The organism is Bacillus sp. FJAT-27916 (assembly GCF_001183965.1).
In the GTDB taxonomy this organism is placed as follows: domain Bacteria; phylum Bacillota; class Bacilli; order Bacillales; family Pradoshiaceae; genus Pradoshia.
In genome coordinates, this window is record NZ_LFZV01000001.1 from 1738581 (window position 1) to 1755342 (window position 16762).

The window sequence follows — 16762 nt, forward strand, 5'->3', positions numbered from 1 at the left end:
TCATGATTAGGCCATATATATCTATGTAAGGAATCCTCGAAAGAAGGGGAGGGGGATGGATGGCCACGCATGAAAATAACCGGATTGTTCACGAACAAGGACAAATCTACCGGCTGCAGAGGGAAGAACGTTCCTTTATGCAGGAAACGCATAACCAGACAGAGCTGCGCATTAAGGAGATTGCCGGGTTGGATATCGGAGAGTTCCAGGCAATGACGAAGGGGAGCTTAAGTGTAAATGAATACGTGAACATCAAGAAAGAGCTGTTCATTAAATCAACCGGTAAGGCTCATATCATTTTTGATATTCAAAAGTTGCAGCATTTTACCCTGGCGATTGCCAATCCGAATGACAGACTGATCCACGGATCGCTATATGTTAGTCCCGATAATGGACTTTATGCCTCAACGATTCACAAGATGGAGATTGAGAATGGCAAGCTTGAAATTCTGGATTGTCAAAAGAGGCTCCGTTTTGTCAAAGTGGAGATATGGGGGCAAACAGGTGATAAAGGGCTTGTATTCTTACAGGGAGAGAAATAAAGATAGGCAGAGGAAAGCTCTGCCGTATACGGTTTCTTACCATTCAGGCACGGATATTTCAGAGTATTGAGTATCAGGGATTTTGAAAAGGATAATTTCTAATATGCCGTCTTTATAGCTTGATTTAGCCCCTTTCTTTTTGACTAGACATGGCAGGGGATAGGTCAAGCTTTCTTCGCGGTTGGGCGGCAAGCCCTGTAGAATAATGCGATTATTCGTATGATACAGCTTCAGATGAGGCAATTCGTCTTCCGGTATAGGCAGGCGTACGAATACATAATCATGTGTTTCGAATATCTCCGGTTTATGCCTGCTGGGTTGTTCATTCTCTTGTTCGGCTTCTTCCCTCTGGTCACTGGACAAGCCTTGCTTCATCAGGCTCCCGAATTGTTCAGGTGATAGCATGGATAACAATTGTTCCATTTGTTTTTCCAGTCCAGACTGATTCAAATATTTCATCCAATCAGGCATTTGCTGCTTGTTATTAGGGAAAAGGTTCCAAGGGAACAATGTATCACCTCAACTTTCAAGAGAGCAGGATGGGTTACAGTTACTATATGCGAACTGGGCCCTATTCGTTAATCATCATCATGGTCATATGTACATAATGTTCAGTATAATAGAAAGGGAAAGGTATTCTAGTGAATGAGTCTGGAGGTTATACGTCGATGAAACGGACAGCTTTGATTACCGGTTCGGCAAGCGGTCTTGGACGAGTCGCGGCAGAGCGATTAGCGCAGGACGGCTATTCCATTATTACAACATACCGGCATAGCAGGGAGCGAGCAGAGTCCTTTATGGCTGAGCTCGAAGAAAAGTATCAAATAACAGCGGCTGCACTTCCATATGATGCGGCGAAGCGTGAGTCTCATGCCAATCTGCTTAAACAATGTGCTCAGATTGGTACAGGCATAGACATCCTCGTACATAATGCAGGCCCATATATTCAAGAACGAAAAACAATGGCAGAATACACGGTGGAGGAATGGGAATATATGATTCAGGGGAACCTGACAAGCATGTTTCTCCTAGCGCACGGCATCCTTCCTCGCATGAGAGAGAATGGATGGGGACGGATTATCACCATGGGGTTTGACCAATCAAATACAGCCCCAGGCTGGAAATACCGGTCAGCGTTTGCGGCAGCTAAATCTGGATTGACCTCTCTGACCAAGACACTTTCCATCGAAGAGGCCGAATATGGCATTACCGTCAATATGGTATGCCCTGGCGATATCGTCCCTCCATATAAGGAAATGAATCATCCGGACAGAAAGGAAAAAACAGAGGTTGTACCTGTCGGCAGACCTGGTACTGGAGGAGATATTGCTCGAGTGATATCCTTCTTATGCAATGAGGATTCTGACTTTATTACAGGAGCAGTTATTCCTGTAACAGGCGGACAGGATGTCCTGTCTAAATACCGATAAAAAAACTCGCAAGGCTGCAAATGCGCACTTGCGAGTTTTTTGCTGATTAGGCTGTCTTTCTTATTCTGCGCTGAACAATGATTAGTCTAGCACTTAGCCCAGCAGCACCGATGGCAAGGCCGGTTATTAAGCCAATCCAGTAACCAAACGCTCCGAGGGCGGTGTAGTTGGCCAGTGCATAACCTGCCGGCAAGCCGATGACCCAATAGGATAGGAGTGTCATGAAAAATGTCACATTCACATCCTTATATCCTCGTAAAGCCCCCTGTATGGGCGCCTGAAGGGCATCAGATAGCTGGAAGAAGATAGCGAATATCAAGAACTTCGCCGTCAATATAGCTACCTCTGGATCATTTGTGTATAAATAAGCCACTTGATCTCGAAATACTAAGAGTATGATGGCGCTGATACAGGAAAATCCAACTGCGAACAGGATGCCCATCAGGCTGAATTCCCGCGCCCGTTTCAGCTGATTGGCCCCTGCTTCCTGACCGACTAATATCGTAAGGGCCATCGAGAAGCTGAGCGGCACCATATAGAGGAATGATGAGAAATTAATAGCCGCCTGGTGGGAGGCAATCGTAATGGTATTATAAGAGCTCATGAAAAGAGTGACAGCAGCAAATATGCTTGTTTCAAAAAAGATAGCCATGCCAATCGGAAGTCCAATCTTCAGTGTATTTCCCCACTCGCTGAGTGATGGCTTTGGCAGAGAACGCAGTAATCCATACTCAGAGAATGGATGCACTCTTGTCGTGATCACAATAGCAATTAGCATGATGACCCAATAGGTGATGGATGAAGCAATGCCTGCCCCGACCCCTCCGAATGCAGGAAGACCGAATTTACCATAAATGAAGGCATAATTGGCCACGACATTTACCGGAAGAGTGACAATCGTGATGAACATGGAAACGGATGTTTTTCCGAGCGCATCAATGAAGCATCTGAGTACGTTGTAAACAAAGAGTGGAACAATCCCGAATGAAAGAGCTGCTAAATATTGAAAAGCAATGCGTCCGACCTCCTGCTCTAAATTCATGAGACCAAGCATTGGACGTAAGATCAGAGCTCCTAAGAGGATAAGCAGGATACTCATGATAAGGGAAAGGTAGATCGCCTGCATGACTGCTCGGTTAATATGAGCGGGCTTTGACCGTTGTCCGAAGAGCTGGGCCACAATTGGAGTCACGGCTAAAAGAATGCCTGAACACCCATTATAGATAGGCACCCAAAGGGATGTTCCAATGGCGACACCCGCTAAATCAATGGGGCTGAATTTGCCGGACATGAAGGTGTCAAAGAAGCTGATAGCGAACAAGCCGAGCTGGGTAATCAAAATCGGCAGAAACACAATCATCATCTTTGATGTTTTTTCTTTAGTAAATAGTGACTGAACCATGAATGAAGCCTCCGAATAGAATCTTTTTTCGCTAGTATCTATCATACTCTGAAAAAGGAAATAGAAAAATAAGAAATGATGAATATTCTCCAATATTGCCCCATACAATCTTTAAAAGACTGCAGCAGCGGTTTTTTGGGGGGAGAGAACATGGCTTATATAGGATCGAAGGGTTGGTACGTGGCTAGATTAAAGGAAATGGGTGTAACGAAACATCCAATTGAACGCCGGAAGCTTGAACTGTATAAAACCTACATACTTCGGCAGCTGTACGAACAGGCTCGAGCAAAAAACAAAATATCCGCTATGTAAATGTAAAGAAGGTGTGTGACAGAGCTGCAAGATTGCCTTGCCTGTCATACACCTTCTTTATGCTTTATGCTTCTTTGGCTCCGTATATGGAAACTTCAGCGGGCACTTCGGTGTCAAGCCGCTTTTGGGCCAAAGTAAAATGGTCCTTTGAGATTTCAAAAAGATCGTATATAGGTCCTTCTGCATTGATTTCATCATATAAAGCTGAACGTGTTTCATTGGCTTCAACCGTGTAAGGCATTTTTAAAGCTGCCTTCAACGATCGGATATTATTCTTCCGAATACGAAGAAAGACCGTCTCAATATCCAGCGTGAAAAACAATTCATCAAAGAATTGCTGTTTAGCCAAAGCGTTAAAGCCTTTCCCATGGTACGGCTTCCCTAACCAAGTGCCTAAGAATCCAGCATTGTTTGATATATCGTACAGTGTAATGGTCCCTATCGGATTGCCCCATTCATCAAGGATGGTGCGGGAGATCAGTTCTCCTCGTTCCTCTGCTTCAATCGTCTGCTTGGTGATAAACAAGTACTCCTCATATTGCTTCGTTTTGTGACGAACAAATGGATAGACGTCGGGATGGGTCATTAAATCAAAAAGAACAGGACAGTCAGATAATTCACGTTTCTTCAACATACAGATCGCCTCCGTATGAGGGCAGCCGCTAACTGCGATTTCCCCTCGAAATTTTTTAATGTAATATCAAAAAATTTCGGGGTGGGAATCGAACCCACTAGGACCATTACTGGTGGCGCACCATTTGCCTTCCCTAATTTTTGCTTCTTATGAAATTATATTACTGAAAGTATAATACAAGAATTTTTGCAAAAAGGAAATAGTTTTTATTCGTCATTTTTCGTAATTTTTCTTCGTGTATTTTTGTGAAGAAAGTTCATTAAAAAACACCAATTGTTTGCAGGAAGAGAATGAGGATTCCAAGCGTGATGACATAGAGAGAAAAAGGCTTTAATGAATGATTTTTGATGTACTTAATCATCCAGGAAACAGCCAGATAACCGAACACTGCCGCACATAAAGTCCCAATTAATAAGCCTTTAAAGCTGATTGCCTCAACAGGCCCGCTCAATAGATCTGCCCCTTTAAACAGAATTCCCCCGAAAATGACGGGAATGGATAATAAGAAGGAAAAATAAGCGGCTGTTTCCCTATTTAGTCCGCTCATTAAACCAGCGGCAAGCGTAAAGCCGGAGCGGGAGATGGCAGGGAAGATGGCAGCAGCTTGAAAAACTCCGATGAATAAGGCGTTCTTATAGGTAATGTCCTCCATACCCCTCGATTGCTTCGGCATAATATCTGCCCACCATAGAATAAGTCCTGTAGCAAGGAATTCCCATCCAATGGTGACACCGGTCTTTGAAATTTCCTCAAAAAAATCATTTAGGAGAACTCCGGCTATGACTGCAGGCAATGTCCCGATTATTAATAATCCGGTCATTTTCGAGAATGGTCTGCGAAGCAGTTTAAGAATCTCCTGCCAATAGAAAATGAATAAGGCAAGCAACGTTCCAGTGTGCAGCAGGGTATCAAGGAGCAGTCCGGCCTCGTCCAATCCAAACAAATGACGGCCTATATATAGATGCCCAGTGCTCGAGATGGGCAGAAACTCCGTTAATCCCTGTATGACGCCAAGAATCATTGCCTTCCATTCAGCAAACATAGCTTTCACCCCTTCTAATTCCTCAGATTGCGCTTTTACATCCATTGTATGTCCTTCCGATAAATGGTATGAAGTTTATTGAAACATTTAGGGAAATCTAACGTAATTAATAGTGAAACAACTAGAGGAGGACATCATATGGTACATAGCAATGACAAAATATGGGCGGGGGCAGTCTATTTAAGCAGTTTCGTTTTCGTTTTGTTCGGACCGCTCGTGATTTGGCTGCTTAAGAGAAATGATTCTGAATTTGTAAACTATCACTGCAAGGAATATTTTAATTTCTTAATCAGCTACACGATCTATACACTTATCGCATTTATACTGGTGTTTGTTGGAATAGGCATCATACTGGCATGGGTGCTCAGTGCGTATGTGTTAATCTTTACGATTATTGCAGCAGTTAAAGCGTTCAGCGGAGAGTATTATCAGATACCGCTCATTATACGATTTATTAAATAATGGACAGGCTAAGCAGGTGAATACATGTCACCTGCTTTTTTACATTCTAGTAAATAAAGCACTTAACCTGCGAACGAGCGATAATCTTTTAATAGATTCTAATACTAAATTTGCTAGATGTTACATAGACTTAGAATGACTGTAACGTGAAGCCTGACAAGTTGGTGGTGAAAGATGGATGACGACGAAGGAATATTACAGCCGAATCATGAAGATCTATATCGGAGAATCCTTGGCTTACTTACTTGCTTCCGTGGCCTGCTTCGGGCTGTTGGTATATGTGACGAGAGGGCATTATTTATGGAGCGGGATTGGGGTTATTCCATTGCTCGTCCTGATGCTTCTATCTCTTAACCGGTTTGGTATGCATTTGATCAATAAGAGTAAGCTCTCCTATGATGAAACGAATAGAACGACATCCCCTTTGGATGAGAATCAATTATTCATAGCCTTTTTGCCCTCTCCAACGCTGCATATGATTTTTTTTACTGGTGACGGGGTTTATGCTGGAAGTCTAAAGGATAAACGAACCAATATAGCGATGTGGATTATGCCTGCGTCCCTTCTTCTGCTCATGCCGAGAAGCTATCAATTATGTGATAATGAGGGGAATATGCTGGCAGAATATAAAGTAAAATATGGGCTGAATGGAGCCATCTCCATCCTAGATGCAGAGGAGAGGAGGATTGGTGTCTACAGGCAGGAAATGAGAAAGAGCGGTGTTACGAATGAGTATGGCATCAGGCAATATGAAGGGGAAATGGAGCACAGCGCTGCTTTTTCCATCGCTCACTCGAGGAATCAGCAAGCTATTGCAGCGTTTAATAGCGGCTGGATGCCTGCCTATACTAGCGGACGGTTCCTTGATGCTAATATGCCGGTCCTAACCTTTTTGAATGCAACTGAAGATGAGAAGCGTATTGTTTTCAGCTATTGTGTGGATTATTTACAGGCTCAGAATCATTGATGGAAAAATCATATGGTTTGTATCGGGTTTTGTCATATAATAGAGGAATAATTTATTATTGAAAAGCATATGAGTGAAGGGAGCAACAAGCTGTGGATATTCAGGTAATTAAAGTACACGGTTCAAATAATGATTTTTATTTAATTGATGAGATGAACGAAAATCTGCCAATCACCGAGGAAGAGAGGAGTGCGCTTTCTCTAGCGGTATGCAGGCGGACGAAAGAGGAGGGAGCTGACGGAATATTATTCGTACAAGCCTCAAGCACCTGTGACGCCAAAATGAGAATCTTTAATTCTGACGGAACAGAGGCATCTATGTGTGGAAACGGACTTCGTTGTGTAGGTCGTTATGTCTCAGAAAAGCTAGGGAAGGACCAGCTCGTCATTGAAACGATGAAAGCTGACCTTGCAGTGAGAAAAGAAGCGGAAATCTTCCCGGATATTCCGACCTATCGAGTGGAGATATCTCCTGTATTGAAGTCCACGAAAGCTCTGCCCATGAATACGGATATGGGTGAAATCATTCATGAGCGCCTGCCATTCTTGGATGATGAGCTGATTTTCACCGCTCTTTCCGTGCCAAACCCGCATCTAATCAGCATTGTTGGCAAGGAGGTTCTTGCGACGGATAAGCAGGAAAGAATAGCGAAGTATGTAAACGGAGAGAATGAATGGTTCCCAGATGGTGTTAATGTGAGCTTTATTAATGTAATGGGTGACCAAAGTATATTCGTACGTACATATGAACGCGGGGTGGGCTTCACGAATGCATGCGGTACGGCGATGTCTGCTTCCAGCCTTGTGACAAAGTGGGAGGAGAATCTTGAGGATGAAGTGCTGCTCGATGTTTATAATCCAGGAGGGATGGTAAAGTGTCATGTTCACGATCTGCCAGAGAAAACATGGATTGATTTAATCGGGAATGCCACCTATGAGTATAAACAGACTTTGACTGTAGACTTAGAGGCTAAGAAGATTCATTTTGGTGAGAGAGAAAGCTTTGAAAATGAAACGAAAGCATATGATGCCTTTGTCAGCCATGTGAAAAAAATAATTGAGGCCATATAGTTTTCTTATTATCCAAAAGAGTAAGGTGTGTGATTAATTGTGCCATGGAGCGGGCGACTGCAATTTAAAGCAGGCAGGCTTCTCATCTCCCTCATAATCCTGGCCGGATTAACGTATCTCTTTGTTCATCTTGCCAGGGGAATTGACGGCGACAGCCTGCACCGATTTGATTTAGGTATCATCCAAGTGGTCCAGGGGAGCATCAACGATATGAGCACCAATGTCCTGCTTTTATTGACAAGCCTTGGGACGATTAAGGGAAACATCGTGCTAGTAGTCCTATTTTCAATCTGGTTTATTTGGAAGCGCCATTATTTGAGTACGGCATTCCTCCTATTTGTCTGCTTATCCGGAGCCTACGTGAACAAATACCTGAAATGGACCTTTCAACGTGAACGCCCGTCCTTGAATCCCCTTGTCGTTGAGAATGGATTCAGCTTTCCGAGCGGGCATTCCATGTCCTCTTTCATTTTGTATGGAGCGTTGATGATTATCGCGACCCGCTTGACGAAGAACTGGCATATACGCCTTCCAGTCTATTTAGTCTGCACCGTGATGATTATATTAATGGGCTATAGCCGAATCTATCTTGGCGTCCATTATCCAAGCGATGTTCTTGCCGGCTATGCAGCAGGCGGTGTCTGGCTGATTATTACGGCAGAGGTATTCAAGTACTGGGAATACCGCGGAGGAAAGAAGAAAAAATAGCTGAAAAAGCCTTCATTCAGAGCTCTTGCTGAGTTCTTATGAAGGCTTTTTTTGAGAGGGAGATCGATTATCAGGAATCATTTTTTCGATCCGATAAAGCTTGGCAGGTTCGTTCAACTAGTAGGTGGAATATAAATGAATGAGAAAGATTACTGAACGATGGATGAAAGCTTGGAGGAATTATGATGCTCAATGTAGAGATTAGGAGACCGAAACCTGAAGACATCAGCCAGTTAAATGATTTTTTTAAAACCGTCATAACTGATACGTTTATTAAAGAGGGCATAGGGGATAAATGGAATGATATCAAGGCTGAAATAGACATTAAGAAAGAGTATATAAAAAGTGATTTTGAAAGCAATGGGGAGAAAAGGTTCTTCTTAATTGCTTTTAACGGTGACATTATAATTGGGTCAATTGAATATGGTCCAGTAAGTAATCTTATAAAAAAATTGACAAACAATGCTTACGAAGGATTGATTGAGGTCGGTACAGTATTTGTTCATCCTCATTCTCAAAGGAATGGAGTGGGGAATCGATTATTGAAGGCAATTTTTGAGGTGTTGCAAAAAAATGGGGTTGAGAAATTTTGTTTAGATAGTGGATATAATCGCGCACAAAGAATTTGGAAGAAGAAATTTGGAGAGCCTGAATACCGGTTAAGGGATTATTGGGGCAGTGGAAATGATCATATGATTTGGAGAATTAAGGTTAGTGATTGTGTGTGAAAGAATAAGATTAGGCATAATTTGCATTCGAAAAATTTGGCTGGATTTCAGAAAAAGAGTCTGGTCTTTTTTTGTATAAAAATAGATTCTCTGTCAAAATAAGATAAAACATAATCTTGATCAACTAAGCCGGCAGGATTGAGGAAGAAGGAACTTCAAAAACTTAATAGAATTTTATAAGCAAAACCATTAAAGACGGAGGATTGTAAAGTGAAAAAATGGTTTGGTTCATCAGGTGTGTGTATGAATGAAGATGGACAATTGTTAATGGTTTTACAAGGAAAGCCAGAAGAGGATAAAACGTGGTCCATTCCATCGGGAGGAAAAGAGCACGGTGAGACATTCGAAGAGTGCTGTCTTCGAGAAATAACCGAAGAAACAGGATATTTAGGCGAAATTGTTGAAGAAATTAAGGTTAAGAGAAAAACCTATGAACATCTTCATATGATAGCAGAAGTCCATTATTGGCGCGAATCGAAGGCGAACATGAAGAATCCACATACAAAAAGTTTTTTATTTTGCATTCCGAAATTTACCTATAAATAAATCTAACTTATTGCCAAATATTTTCTTCAGCAATCCCGAACGGTAAGAATCCATTTATGTTCCTATTCACGCTGAGTTTTATATGTGGCGTCGGCTGATTAGTTGGATTGTTAACAACGGTGATAAAATCCCCAATATAAACGGTTTCAAAATTCCCCAAAATTAACGGATAATGGTCTCAAAGCGACAATTGAATTGGAGTGGAGAGGCATGATTCGAATAGGGGAGTATTTTATGATTAAAGAATTCTATCAGAAAGGCTGGACAATTACCGCAATCGCTGAAGAGACTGGCTTTGACCGTAAGACAATCAAGAAATACATAGAACAATCAGAGCTACCAAACTATCAAAAAAGGAAGGTTGGGAATACCCAGAAAAAGAAGTTATTAGCTGATTATGAAGAGTATATTCTTCAACGCTTGAAAGAAGGAACAACGAACTGTGTGGTTCTTTTAGAGGAGATTAAATCGATGGGGTATCAAGGGCAGATGACCATACTTCGAGACTTTGTTAGGCTTTATCGCCAGAAACCGAACAAACAATCCAGCATCCGGTATGAAACGCCTCCCGGTCTACAAGCTCAAATGGATTGGGCAGAGTTAGGGGAACAGATGGTTGACGGTCGTCTTCAAAAGTTATACGTATTTGTCATGGTGCTCGGTTTCTCCCGTATGAAGTATATGGAAGTCACCACGACTATGAACCTAGAACAGTTGATGAAATGCCATATGAACGCATTTTCTTACTTCAACGGTATTCCTAAACAGATCCTTTATGACAATATGAAAACGGTAGTTATCAAACATTCACCAGCTGAAATTCGATTTAATCGCAAATTCGAAGAATTTCTGGCGTACTATGGAGTTGTCCCTAAAGCTTGTAAGCCGGCACGTCCTCAAACGAAAGGAAAAGTAGAGAGTGCAGTTGGTTACTTGAAAAAGAACTTTATGCAAAGAAAATTGCCTTCTACGTTAAGCCAACTGAATGAAAGCTTGCAGGTGTGGCTAGATCAAACAGCGAACAAGAAGCCAAATCAAACGACAAAAGAACCACCTATTAAACGGTTCGAGGCTGAACAGGATCATTTATTAAATTGGAATCAACGCCCTATGTTCCCTATTCATAAATGGACTGAGGTCATCGTGGGACCGAAAGGTGTCATTGATTACGAGGGTAAACAGTATTCCGTCCCTATTCGGTTCAAAGGACGTAAGTTGAAAGTAAAACAATCACTTGATCATCACATAGATGTATACGATGGTTTAGACTGCATTGCCTCTCATCCCCTTATCACGGGAAAAGCAACATCTTTGTCTCAGATAGACCACTATCAGGAGAAAGAAAAAAAGGAGATGAATGTGACTACAAATGGTTTGGCGACCCGTCACATTTCTCTCCCTGGACCTGAGGTGGAACAGCGTTCCCTCCAAGTGTATGAAGAACAGTCAAAAGGAAGTGAAACAAGATGAATAACAGACTTTTAACTGAACGTTTACATCGAGTGGGCTTTTCGAGCACTGCCCAACAAATTGAGGCCATTCTTGAAGATGCCTCTAAACATAATGTACCATATTCTGAATTTCTAGACACACTTTTAAAACAAGAAATTGAAGTGATGGAACAACAATCACTCGACAGGCGTATTAAGAAAGCAAAATTGCCTTATATGAAAAGGATACAGGATTTTGATTTTGAGTTTCAATCCAGTGTTAGTGAGAGGCGGATCAAGGAAATCATGACCTGCAGGTTCATCGGGAATGGGGAGAATGTCTTACTCCTTGGTCCACCGGGAGTCGGGAAAACACATCTCGCAATCGGTCTAGCATTAGAAGCTTTAAGCCAAGGGTATTCAGCTTACTATACACGTTGTGATGATTTCATCGCATTGTGTAGAAAAGCGAATTCTCGTGGAACCACTGGTCGTATGGTAAACAAGCTGTCCAACTTTAATGTACTGATTTTAGATGAGATGGGATACTTCCCATTTGATGAGCTTAGTGCCAACCTGTTATTTCAAATAATCTCGAAGAGGTATGAGTCAGGCTCCATCATTATCACCTCTAATAAATCTTATATTGAATGGGGGAAAATCTTCGGAGATGATGTCTTAGCAACGGCTGTTTTAGACCGGCTACTTCATCACTCCACCACTTTTAATATGAAGGGAGAATCTTATAGACTGCGAGAAAAGCAGAAAGCTGGAATTCAACCCGTACCAATTAAGTGATGAAAATGGGGATTTTTCGACCGCTGATTTTGGGGAATTTATATTCGCTGTTGACAGGATGGCTCGATTTTTCAATAAGCTAAACATCCAAATCAAGAAACAATTAGTAATGCAAAAAAGATGACAAAGCTCTGTCATCTTTTTTGCATGAATTATTTAGAGTATTGTTTTTTTGGATAAAAGCTACCTATTAAAAATATGACTGCAAAAATGAAACTAATTATAGCCCAGATTTTCAAGTCTGCATACGTTCCGACATTCGCAATAGCGATGATGCCTCCGATAGCATAGAAGATACCTGCAGTAATGCCGCCGCCCTTACTCTTTCTAGTACTAATCCCTACAATACCTGCTATTAACATACAGAATGCAAGCAATAATCCGGCGCTTCCGCTTACTTCCCCATTACCTTCCAGTGAATTACCGATTCCTGCAACACATGACTGAAGAGTAATGATTATAAAAAGAATTATACTAATAATCCCCACGATAAGCTTAGCAGTTTTCATACGTTAGCCCTCCTTTATATGTTAATCATTATACTATTATACTTTTTTGAAATATTTTAAACCTGCCAGCTAAAAAATACTAAATTCATTTACCCCTTATCTTTTATATATATTTTGCTTATTTTCCACTGCATTACCTCCTTAAAGGAAGAGGCGTCAGCCTCTTAGACTAAACGGGAGACATTGTTATTTGGGTAAATGATGAGAGTATTAAGCATGCTGCTTATCATATAGGGGATAATCTCTTCTTTAATAAAAACGGGCAAACTTTATTCAACCCTTGGAAGATAACACATCTGAATAAGCTGAATGAAGAATGGTCCCAATATAAGATGAACATTTATCGCAGAAGGTAGATATTCCCCTTACACCAATAGTTACCAGGAGCTATCAGGATGATTAGCTCTTTTTTATTATTCGACAAACTGGGCTGATTAGTTTAACAAGAAGCCATCTGAGAGAGGACAGTATGGGATTTTGTCGAATAAGTTATTATAAATACGATTATTACAAAGGAGTAATTATGAAATTTGTTTGAAAAATCATGAGGATTACGATATGAATGCGTCATTAACGAAAACTGACTACCGAAAAGCTGAAGAAACTCTTGGATGTATACTCCCTAAAAATACCGAAAGCTATTAATAGAACAGATTGACGGCAACATTCGATTCAATGCTTATCGCATAAAAGAAGGAACTACAACTTGAAACAGTTGATGATCTCCTTTTCCATCTCTTGAAATATCCTAATAAGAACATTACCGAGAATTATGTAATGTAGCTAATTGATAGTAAAAGTCGAAAAATGAAAGACGCAGTTAGGGTACACTTCTATCTTGGTGCCAGAGGCGGTAGGATAGATCCGTCTATTTTAGAAAGAACACTAAAAACCTTAGAAAAAGATCGAGTGCTAGATAGATATGCAGATATGATAAAAGAGCTGAAAGCTTAGTATTATTGACAGTTTAATATTGCTGTACACATTATGGTTCAATTGGCCAGGAATAAATAATAATGAAGGTGTTGTTACATGATACTTCCTAACGGCATAACTGGTTTTTATAGTGCAAACCATCAAAAACCGCCAACAATTGACGAAAAACAATTTAAGCAGAACTGTTTTAGTCTCATACCCCATCTGAACGGCGTGATAGTAGGGTTTAAAGGACCACAAATGGGTACTAATTTTTTTGATGTCGAAGCTAGAGTTTTTAATAAACATTTACATATATTGCTTAATGCACATTATCCATTTATGGCCTTTGCAAATAAGGTGGAATACGGGAAGGTTGCATTTTTTGATGAGCCTGAGTTAGTTACACTATTTAGTCCTTTTTATAATGTTCTAGATACAAAGAAACTGAATGAACCTGTGATACTGAAGTTAGGATCAAAAAAGAATAGTGTGCAAAATGAAAATAATCTCAATGATGATGAATTGAAGCAAATAGCTTATTGGAAGCCTGAAAGAATAGGGGACATTATCTTTAATTATTGGGATTAGGTCTTCATTTGGCATGGAAATGGTTTTGGTAACAAAAAAATAGAATGAGTAACACAATAAATGAATGGTATTTACACTTTGCTACAGGGGGAACTTATGAAAACTCATTATTATTTAGGTTGGTTTAATCATTTTTTTCCGGATAATCTAGGGAGGGTGTTACAGGAGGATATAATGGATAGAAAATCGCTTGCTTTGATTAGTTCGAATCCATTATGTTATGAGGATGATGGGGCTACTGAACGCTCGTGGTTTGACCAGGCCGGCATTATGTTTGAAGAATATCATTTAATTAATTATCGCGTTCAGAAAGAAGAGGCCCAATCCGTCATTCAAAATGCTTCAGTTATTTTCTTGTTGGGTGGAAATACTCTTAAACAAAATGAGTTTTTAATGGAATATGAATTGTCGGATTCAATTATAAAAAGTAGAGCTGTTGTGATGGGTGCAAGCGCTGGTGCGATCAATATGTCCGCTAAATGGTTATGTTCGAAAAACTTGGGCTATAAGGTTGAAATGAGCTCTGTTTACGATGGAATCGGTCTTGACGATTTTTCCGTCCTGTCTCATTTTGATCTTGAAAATAACATTGCATTGGTTCAAAGCGAACTGTCTCCCTTATCGGAAGAAATGAATATTTATGCGTCTAACAAAGATTGTGCAATACGGATAAAGGGAGATAAAATGGATATTTTGGGCAATGTATATTTCATTTCCCGCTCAAAGATTCGAAAATTGGATAAGACTCTCTAGTAATATGTCTAACCAATTTCAATTTGTGGAAAAAAGTATTAATAGAGATGATATATTGAGGTGAGATGGATATGTTAGAGATATATGAAAATGTTAAGGGGAAGCGTTATGGGCAATTAATAGACATACTCTCAAGGGAATGCAATCGCTTTGCCTTTGTAGAAAATAGACAATTGATGGAGATTGAAGAAGAGCGTCTTGCCTATGTTGACAATCTTATATCCGATATTAAATGGCATCTAATTGAAAGACGAATCCAAAAAGAGTGGGAGACCCAAATGCTTCTTGAAGATACAGCCTATGTTTATTACTTCCAATTAAATAATGCTACAAGGCAGTTTTTGAAAGAACATAGTCATTCCATCTTTGATTGGATTGGAGGGCTGCCAGAAGATTTAATGTTTTATCAAAATGATAAATGTATGTTAGCTGTGTGTTCCCACGAAAGATATTTTTGGGTGGAAGAAACTATCTGGGATAAATTCCGGTTCAGCAAATGAGGGCGTTGATCCAAGAAGGATTGACGCTTTTTTTACTGATACCTTATTGGACAAATAGAGCAGTTTCGTTACATGTGGTTTAATTAGTAAGGGCAGCAGTATTTTACTGAATAAACCGGACTAAGGGGAGAGAATATAGAAGCGAATTATACTGACTTAGGATTCTCAGATAAAATGGGTCTTAAATTAAGAATGTTAGTAGAAAACCAATTAAGTGAAGAATACTTCTCAGGAATTAATATATGTGATGAAAGAGATACACATTCCAGAGGGCTGGATGGAGTTTGTTTACGAACCAACTTACCCCATTTTTTTATTTATTATTGGAGATTCCATACACACTTTAAAAGTGTGAAAGGGGAATTCCCCTTCACATTTTTAATAAAATACCGGTAAATATTCGGTCTACGTATAAGGCTGAGTTATTAACTGATTGATAAGAATCATATCCAATAGCTGATTAGTTCGTGATAATCGAACACCCCAAAAGGTAGATTTTGATTCTGACTTTTAGGGTGCCTCTTACAATCTTTATTAAAATAGCTTAGTCCCCTTTTATCCCGCTGACGGAAACAGCGGTACATGGTTTCAGCTCCATTTCATTTGTTCTGATGGAATGGAATCCAGTCCTTTTCATGAGTGACGAAATCTCGAGGGAGAGCTTGGCAGCGTGTTTGATGGTGGCATCCTTTTGCCGGGGCTGGACGGTGATGGTGAGGCTTCCTCCAGTTGTCAAAAGGGCATGCAAACGGCTAAGGGAGGTTTCTTTTTCCTCCCACATAGGGAAACTGTTAACGCTGTATATACGGTTATATTGATTCTCTAATGGTACATCTAAAGCTGTTCCAAGCGTGATGGTGAGACGCCCGCTTTTCAGGGAGTCTTCATTTCGCTCTTTGGCCAAGTCTATCATTGCCTGTGATGGATCAAAGCCATCAAGACGGCATTTCGGGAAGGAAGAGAGAAGCATATGCAGCCCCTCACCTGGGCCAAATCCAATCTCGAGTACTTTATCTCCATTTACCAATCCGAGCTCCTTGAAGGTCCAATCATATAATACGCCATTTTCAACTGCCATGACCTTGCCTGCTGCTTTTCCAATCAATCCCTTTGGTTCTTTAAATTGCTTTGAAACGAAATCCTTCATACATCATTCACCTCATTCCCTTATTACCCAAATATGGGTGAGGGGTAACTTTCTGAGAATAATTTTCTAAATAAATTGAAATTACTGAAAATTTGTAGTAAATTTAATAAACAATCCAATATTTTCTTATCTAGAGAGGCGGAGGGACTGGCCCTGCGAAACCTCAGCAACCTGGACAAACAGTGTCCAAGGTGCTAAATCCAGCAAGCTTAGCTTGAAAGATGAGTGCCGTACATAACTGGGGCCTTCATTTTTGAAAGGCTCTTTCTTTATAAT

The 16762-nt window shown here is 40.5% G+C and carries 20 protein-coding genes and 1 riboswitch; of the genes, 14 read left to right on the top strand and 6 right to left on the bottom strand.

Going from position 1 to position 16762, the window contains the following annotated elements:
• Positions 1-59: 59 nt before the first annotated feature.
• Positions 60-542, top strand: coding sequence for a hypothetical protein (locus AC622_RS08440; protein WP_049670672.1), 483 nt, complete (start codon positions 60-62; stop codon positions 540-542).
• A 36-nt stretch (positions 543-578) separates the two neighbouring features.
• Here AC622_RS08440 and AC622_RS08445 read toward each other — a convergent pair whose 3' ends face one another.
• Complete coding sequence (locus AC622_RS08445; protein ID WP_156185592.1) at positions 579-992, bottom strand: Hsp20/alpha crystallin family protein; 414 nt, start codon at positions 990-992, stop codon at positions 579-581.
• 218 nt (positions 993-1210) lie between these two features.
• Here AC622_RS08445 and AC622_RS08450 point away from each other — a divergent pair, with 218 nt between their 5' ends.
• Positions 1211-1972, top strand: a complete 762-nt coding sequence (locus tag AC622_RS08450) for an SDR family oxidoreductase (RefSeq protein ID WP_049670674.1) — start codon at positions 1211-1213, stop codon at positions 1970-1972.
• Positions 1973-2018: 46 nt separating this feature from the next.
• On the opposite strand, the gene AC622_RS08455 is transcribed toward AC622_RS08450, so the two are convergent.
• Complete coding sequence (locus AC622_RS08455) at positions 2019-3374, bottom strand: MATE family efflux transporter (protein ID WP_049670675.1); 1356 nt, start codon at positions 3372-3374, stop codon at positions 2019-2021.
• A gap of 150 nt (positions 3375-3524) precedes the next feature.
• Between AC622_RS08455 and AC622_RS20635 the strand changes: the two genes are divergently transcribed.
• Positions 3525-3686 carry a YflJ family protein gene (locus AC622_RS20635; RefSeq protein ID WP_082197084.1) on the top strand — a complete coding sequence of 54 codons (162 nt, stop codon included), beginning with the start codon at positions 3525-3527 and terminating at the stop codon, positions 3684-3686.
• Positions 3687-3750: 64 nt separating this feature from the next.
• Here the strand turns inward: AC622_RS20635 and AC622_RS08460 are convergent, their stop codons facing one another.
• Both AC622_RS08460 and AC622_RS08465 read right to left on the bottom strand, forming a co-directional pair.
• Positions 3751-4320: a GNAT family N-acetyltransferase gene (locus AC622_RS08460; protein ID WP_049670676.1), complete on the bottom strand. Its 570-nt coding sequence runs from the start codon at positions 4318-4320 to the stop codon at positions 3751-3753.
• A 259-nt stretch (positions 4321-4579) separates the two neighbouring features.
• A complete protein-coding gene (locus tag AC622_RS08465) occupies positions 4580-5362 on the bottom strand; it encodes an undecaprenyl-diphosphate phosphatase (RefSeq protein WP_049672857.1) in 783 nt (260 codons plus the stop codon).
• A 138-nt stretch (positions 5363-5500) separates the two neighbouring features.
• Here AC622_RS08465 and AC622_RS08470 point away from each other — a divergent pair, with 138 nt between their 5' ends.
• The 8 genes from AC622_RS08470 (at position 5501) to istB (ending at position 12071) form a co-directional block, all read left to right on the top strand.
• Positions 5501-5824: a DUF4870 domain-containing protein gene (locus AC622_RS08470; RefSeq protein ID WP_049670677.1), complete on the top strand. Its 324-nt coding sequence runs from the start codon at positions 5501-5503 to the stop codon at positions 5822-5824.
• A 178-nt stretch (positions 5825-6002) separates the two neighbouring features.
• Positions 6003-6791 carry a hypothetical protein gene (locus tag AC622_RS08475; protein ID WP_049670678.1) on the top strand — a complete coding sequence of 263 codons (789 nt, stop codon included), beginning with the start codon at positions 6003-6005 and terminating at the stop codon, positions 6789-6791.
• Positions 6792-6883: 92 nt separating this feature from the next.
• The gene (gene dapF / locus AC622_RS08480) at positions 6884-7861 is read left to right on the top strand and encodes a diaminopimelate epimerase (protein WP_049670679.1); all 978 of its coding nucleotides are present in this window, start codon (positions 6884-6886) and stop codon (positions 7859-7861) included.
• 39 nt (positions 7862-7900) lie between these two features.
• Complete coding sequence (locus AC622_RS08485; protein WP_049670680.1) at positions 7901-8569, top strand: phosphatase PAP2 family protein; 669 nt, start codon at positions 7901-7903, stop codon at positions 8567-8569.
• Positions 8570-8754: 185 nt separating this feature from the next.
• Positions 8755-9297, top strand: coding sequence for a GNAT family N-acetyltransferase (locus AC622_RS08490; RefSeq protein WP_049670681.1), 543 nt, complete (start codon positions 8755-8757; stop codon positions 9295-9297).
• Positions 9298-9507: 210 nt separating this feature from the next.
• The gene (locus tag AC622_RS08495; RefSeq protein ID WP_049670682.1) at positions 9508-9843 is read left to right on the top strand and encodes an NUDIX hydrolase; all 336 of its coding nucleotides are present in this window, start codon (positions 9508-9510) and stop codon (positions 9841-9843) included.
• Positions 9844-10053: 210 nt separating this feature from the next.
• Positions 10054-11313 carry an IS21 family transposase gene (gene istA / locus AC622_RS08500; RefSeq protein ID WP_049670683.1) on the top strand — a complete coding sequence of 420 codons (1260 nt, stop codon included), beginning with the start codon at positions 10054-10056 and terminating at the stop codon, positions 11311-11313.
• Entirely contained in the window at positions 11310-12071 is a 762-nt protein-coding gene (gene istB, locus AC622_RS08505; RefSeq protein ID WP_049670684.1) for an IS21-like element helper ATPase IstB, read from the top strand. The genes istA and istB overlap by 4 nt, the downstream gene beginning before the upstream one ends.
• Positions 12072-12223: 152 nt before the next feature.
• On the opposite strand, the gene AC622_RS08510 is transcribed toward istB, so the two are convergent.
• Positions 12224-12580 carry a hypothetical protein gene (locus AC622_RS08510; RefSeq protein ID WP_049670685.1) on the bottom strand — a complete coding sequence of 119 codons (357 nt, stop codon included), beginning with the start codon at positions 12578-12580 and terminating at the stop codon, positions 12224-12226.
• A gap of 1032 nt (positions 12581-13612) precedes the next feature.
• Here AC622_RS08510 and AC622_RS08515 point away from each other — a divergent pair.
• From AC622_RS08515 to AC622_RS08525, 3 genes are all read left to right on the top strand, one after another.
• Positions 13613-14086, top strand: a complete 474-nt coding sequence (locus tag AC622_RS08515) for a hypothetical protein (RefSeq protein ID WP_049670686.1) — start codon at positions 13613-13615, stop codon at positions 14084-14086.
• A gap of 96 nt (positions 14087-14182) precedes the next feature.
• The gene (locus AC622_RS08520; protein ID WP_049670687.1) at positions 14183-14839 is read left to right on the top strand and encodes a Type 1 glutamine amidotransferase-like domain-containing protein; all 657 of its coding nucleotides are present in this window, start codon (positions 14183-14185) and stop codon (positions 14837-14839) included.
• Positions 14840-14910: 71 nt separating this feature from the next.
• Positions 14911-15339 (top strand): stage III sporulation protein AH, encoded by a 429-nt coding sequence (locus AC622_RS08525; RefSeq protein ID WP_156185593.1) that lies wholly within the window; start codon positions 14911-14913, stop codon positions 15337-15339.
• Positions 15340-15883: 544 nt separating this feature from the next.
• Here AC622_RS08525 and AC622_RS08530 read toward each other — a convergent pair.
• Positions 15884-16486, bottom strand: a complete 603-nt coding sequence (locus AC622_RS08530) for a class I SAM-dependent methyltransferase (RefSeq protein WP_049670689.1) — start codon at positions 16484-16486, stop codon at positions 15884-15886.
• Between the two features lie 123 nt (positions 16487-16609).
• Positions 16610-16714: riboswitch (SAM riboswitch) on the top strand.
• The last annotated feature ends 48 nt before the right edge of the window (positions 16715-16762 follow it).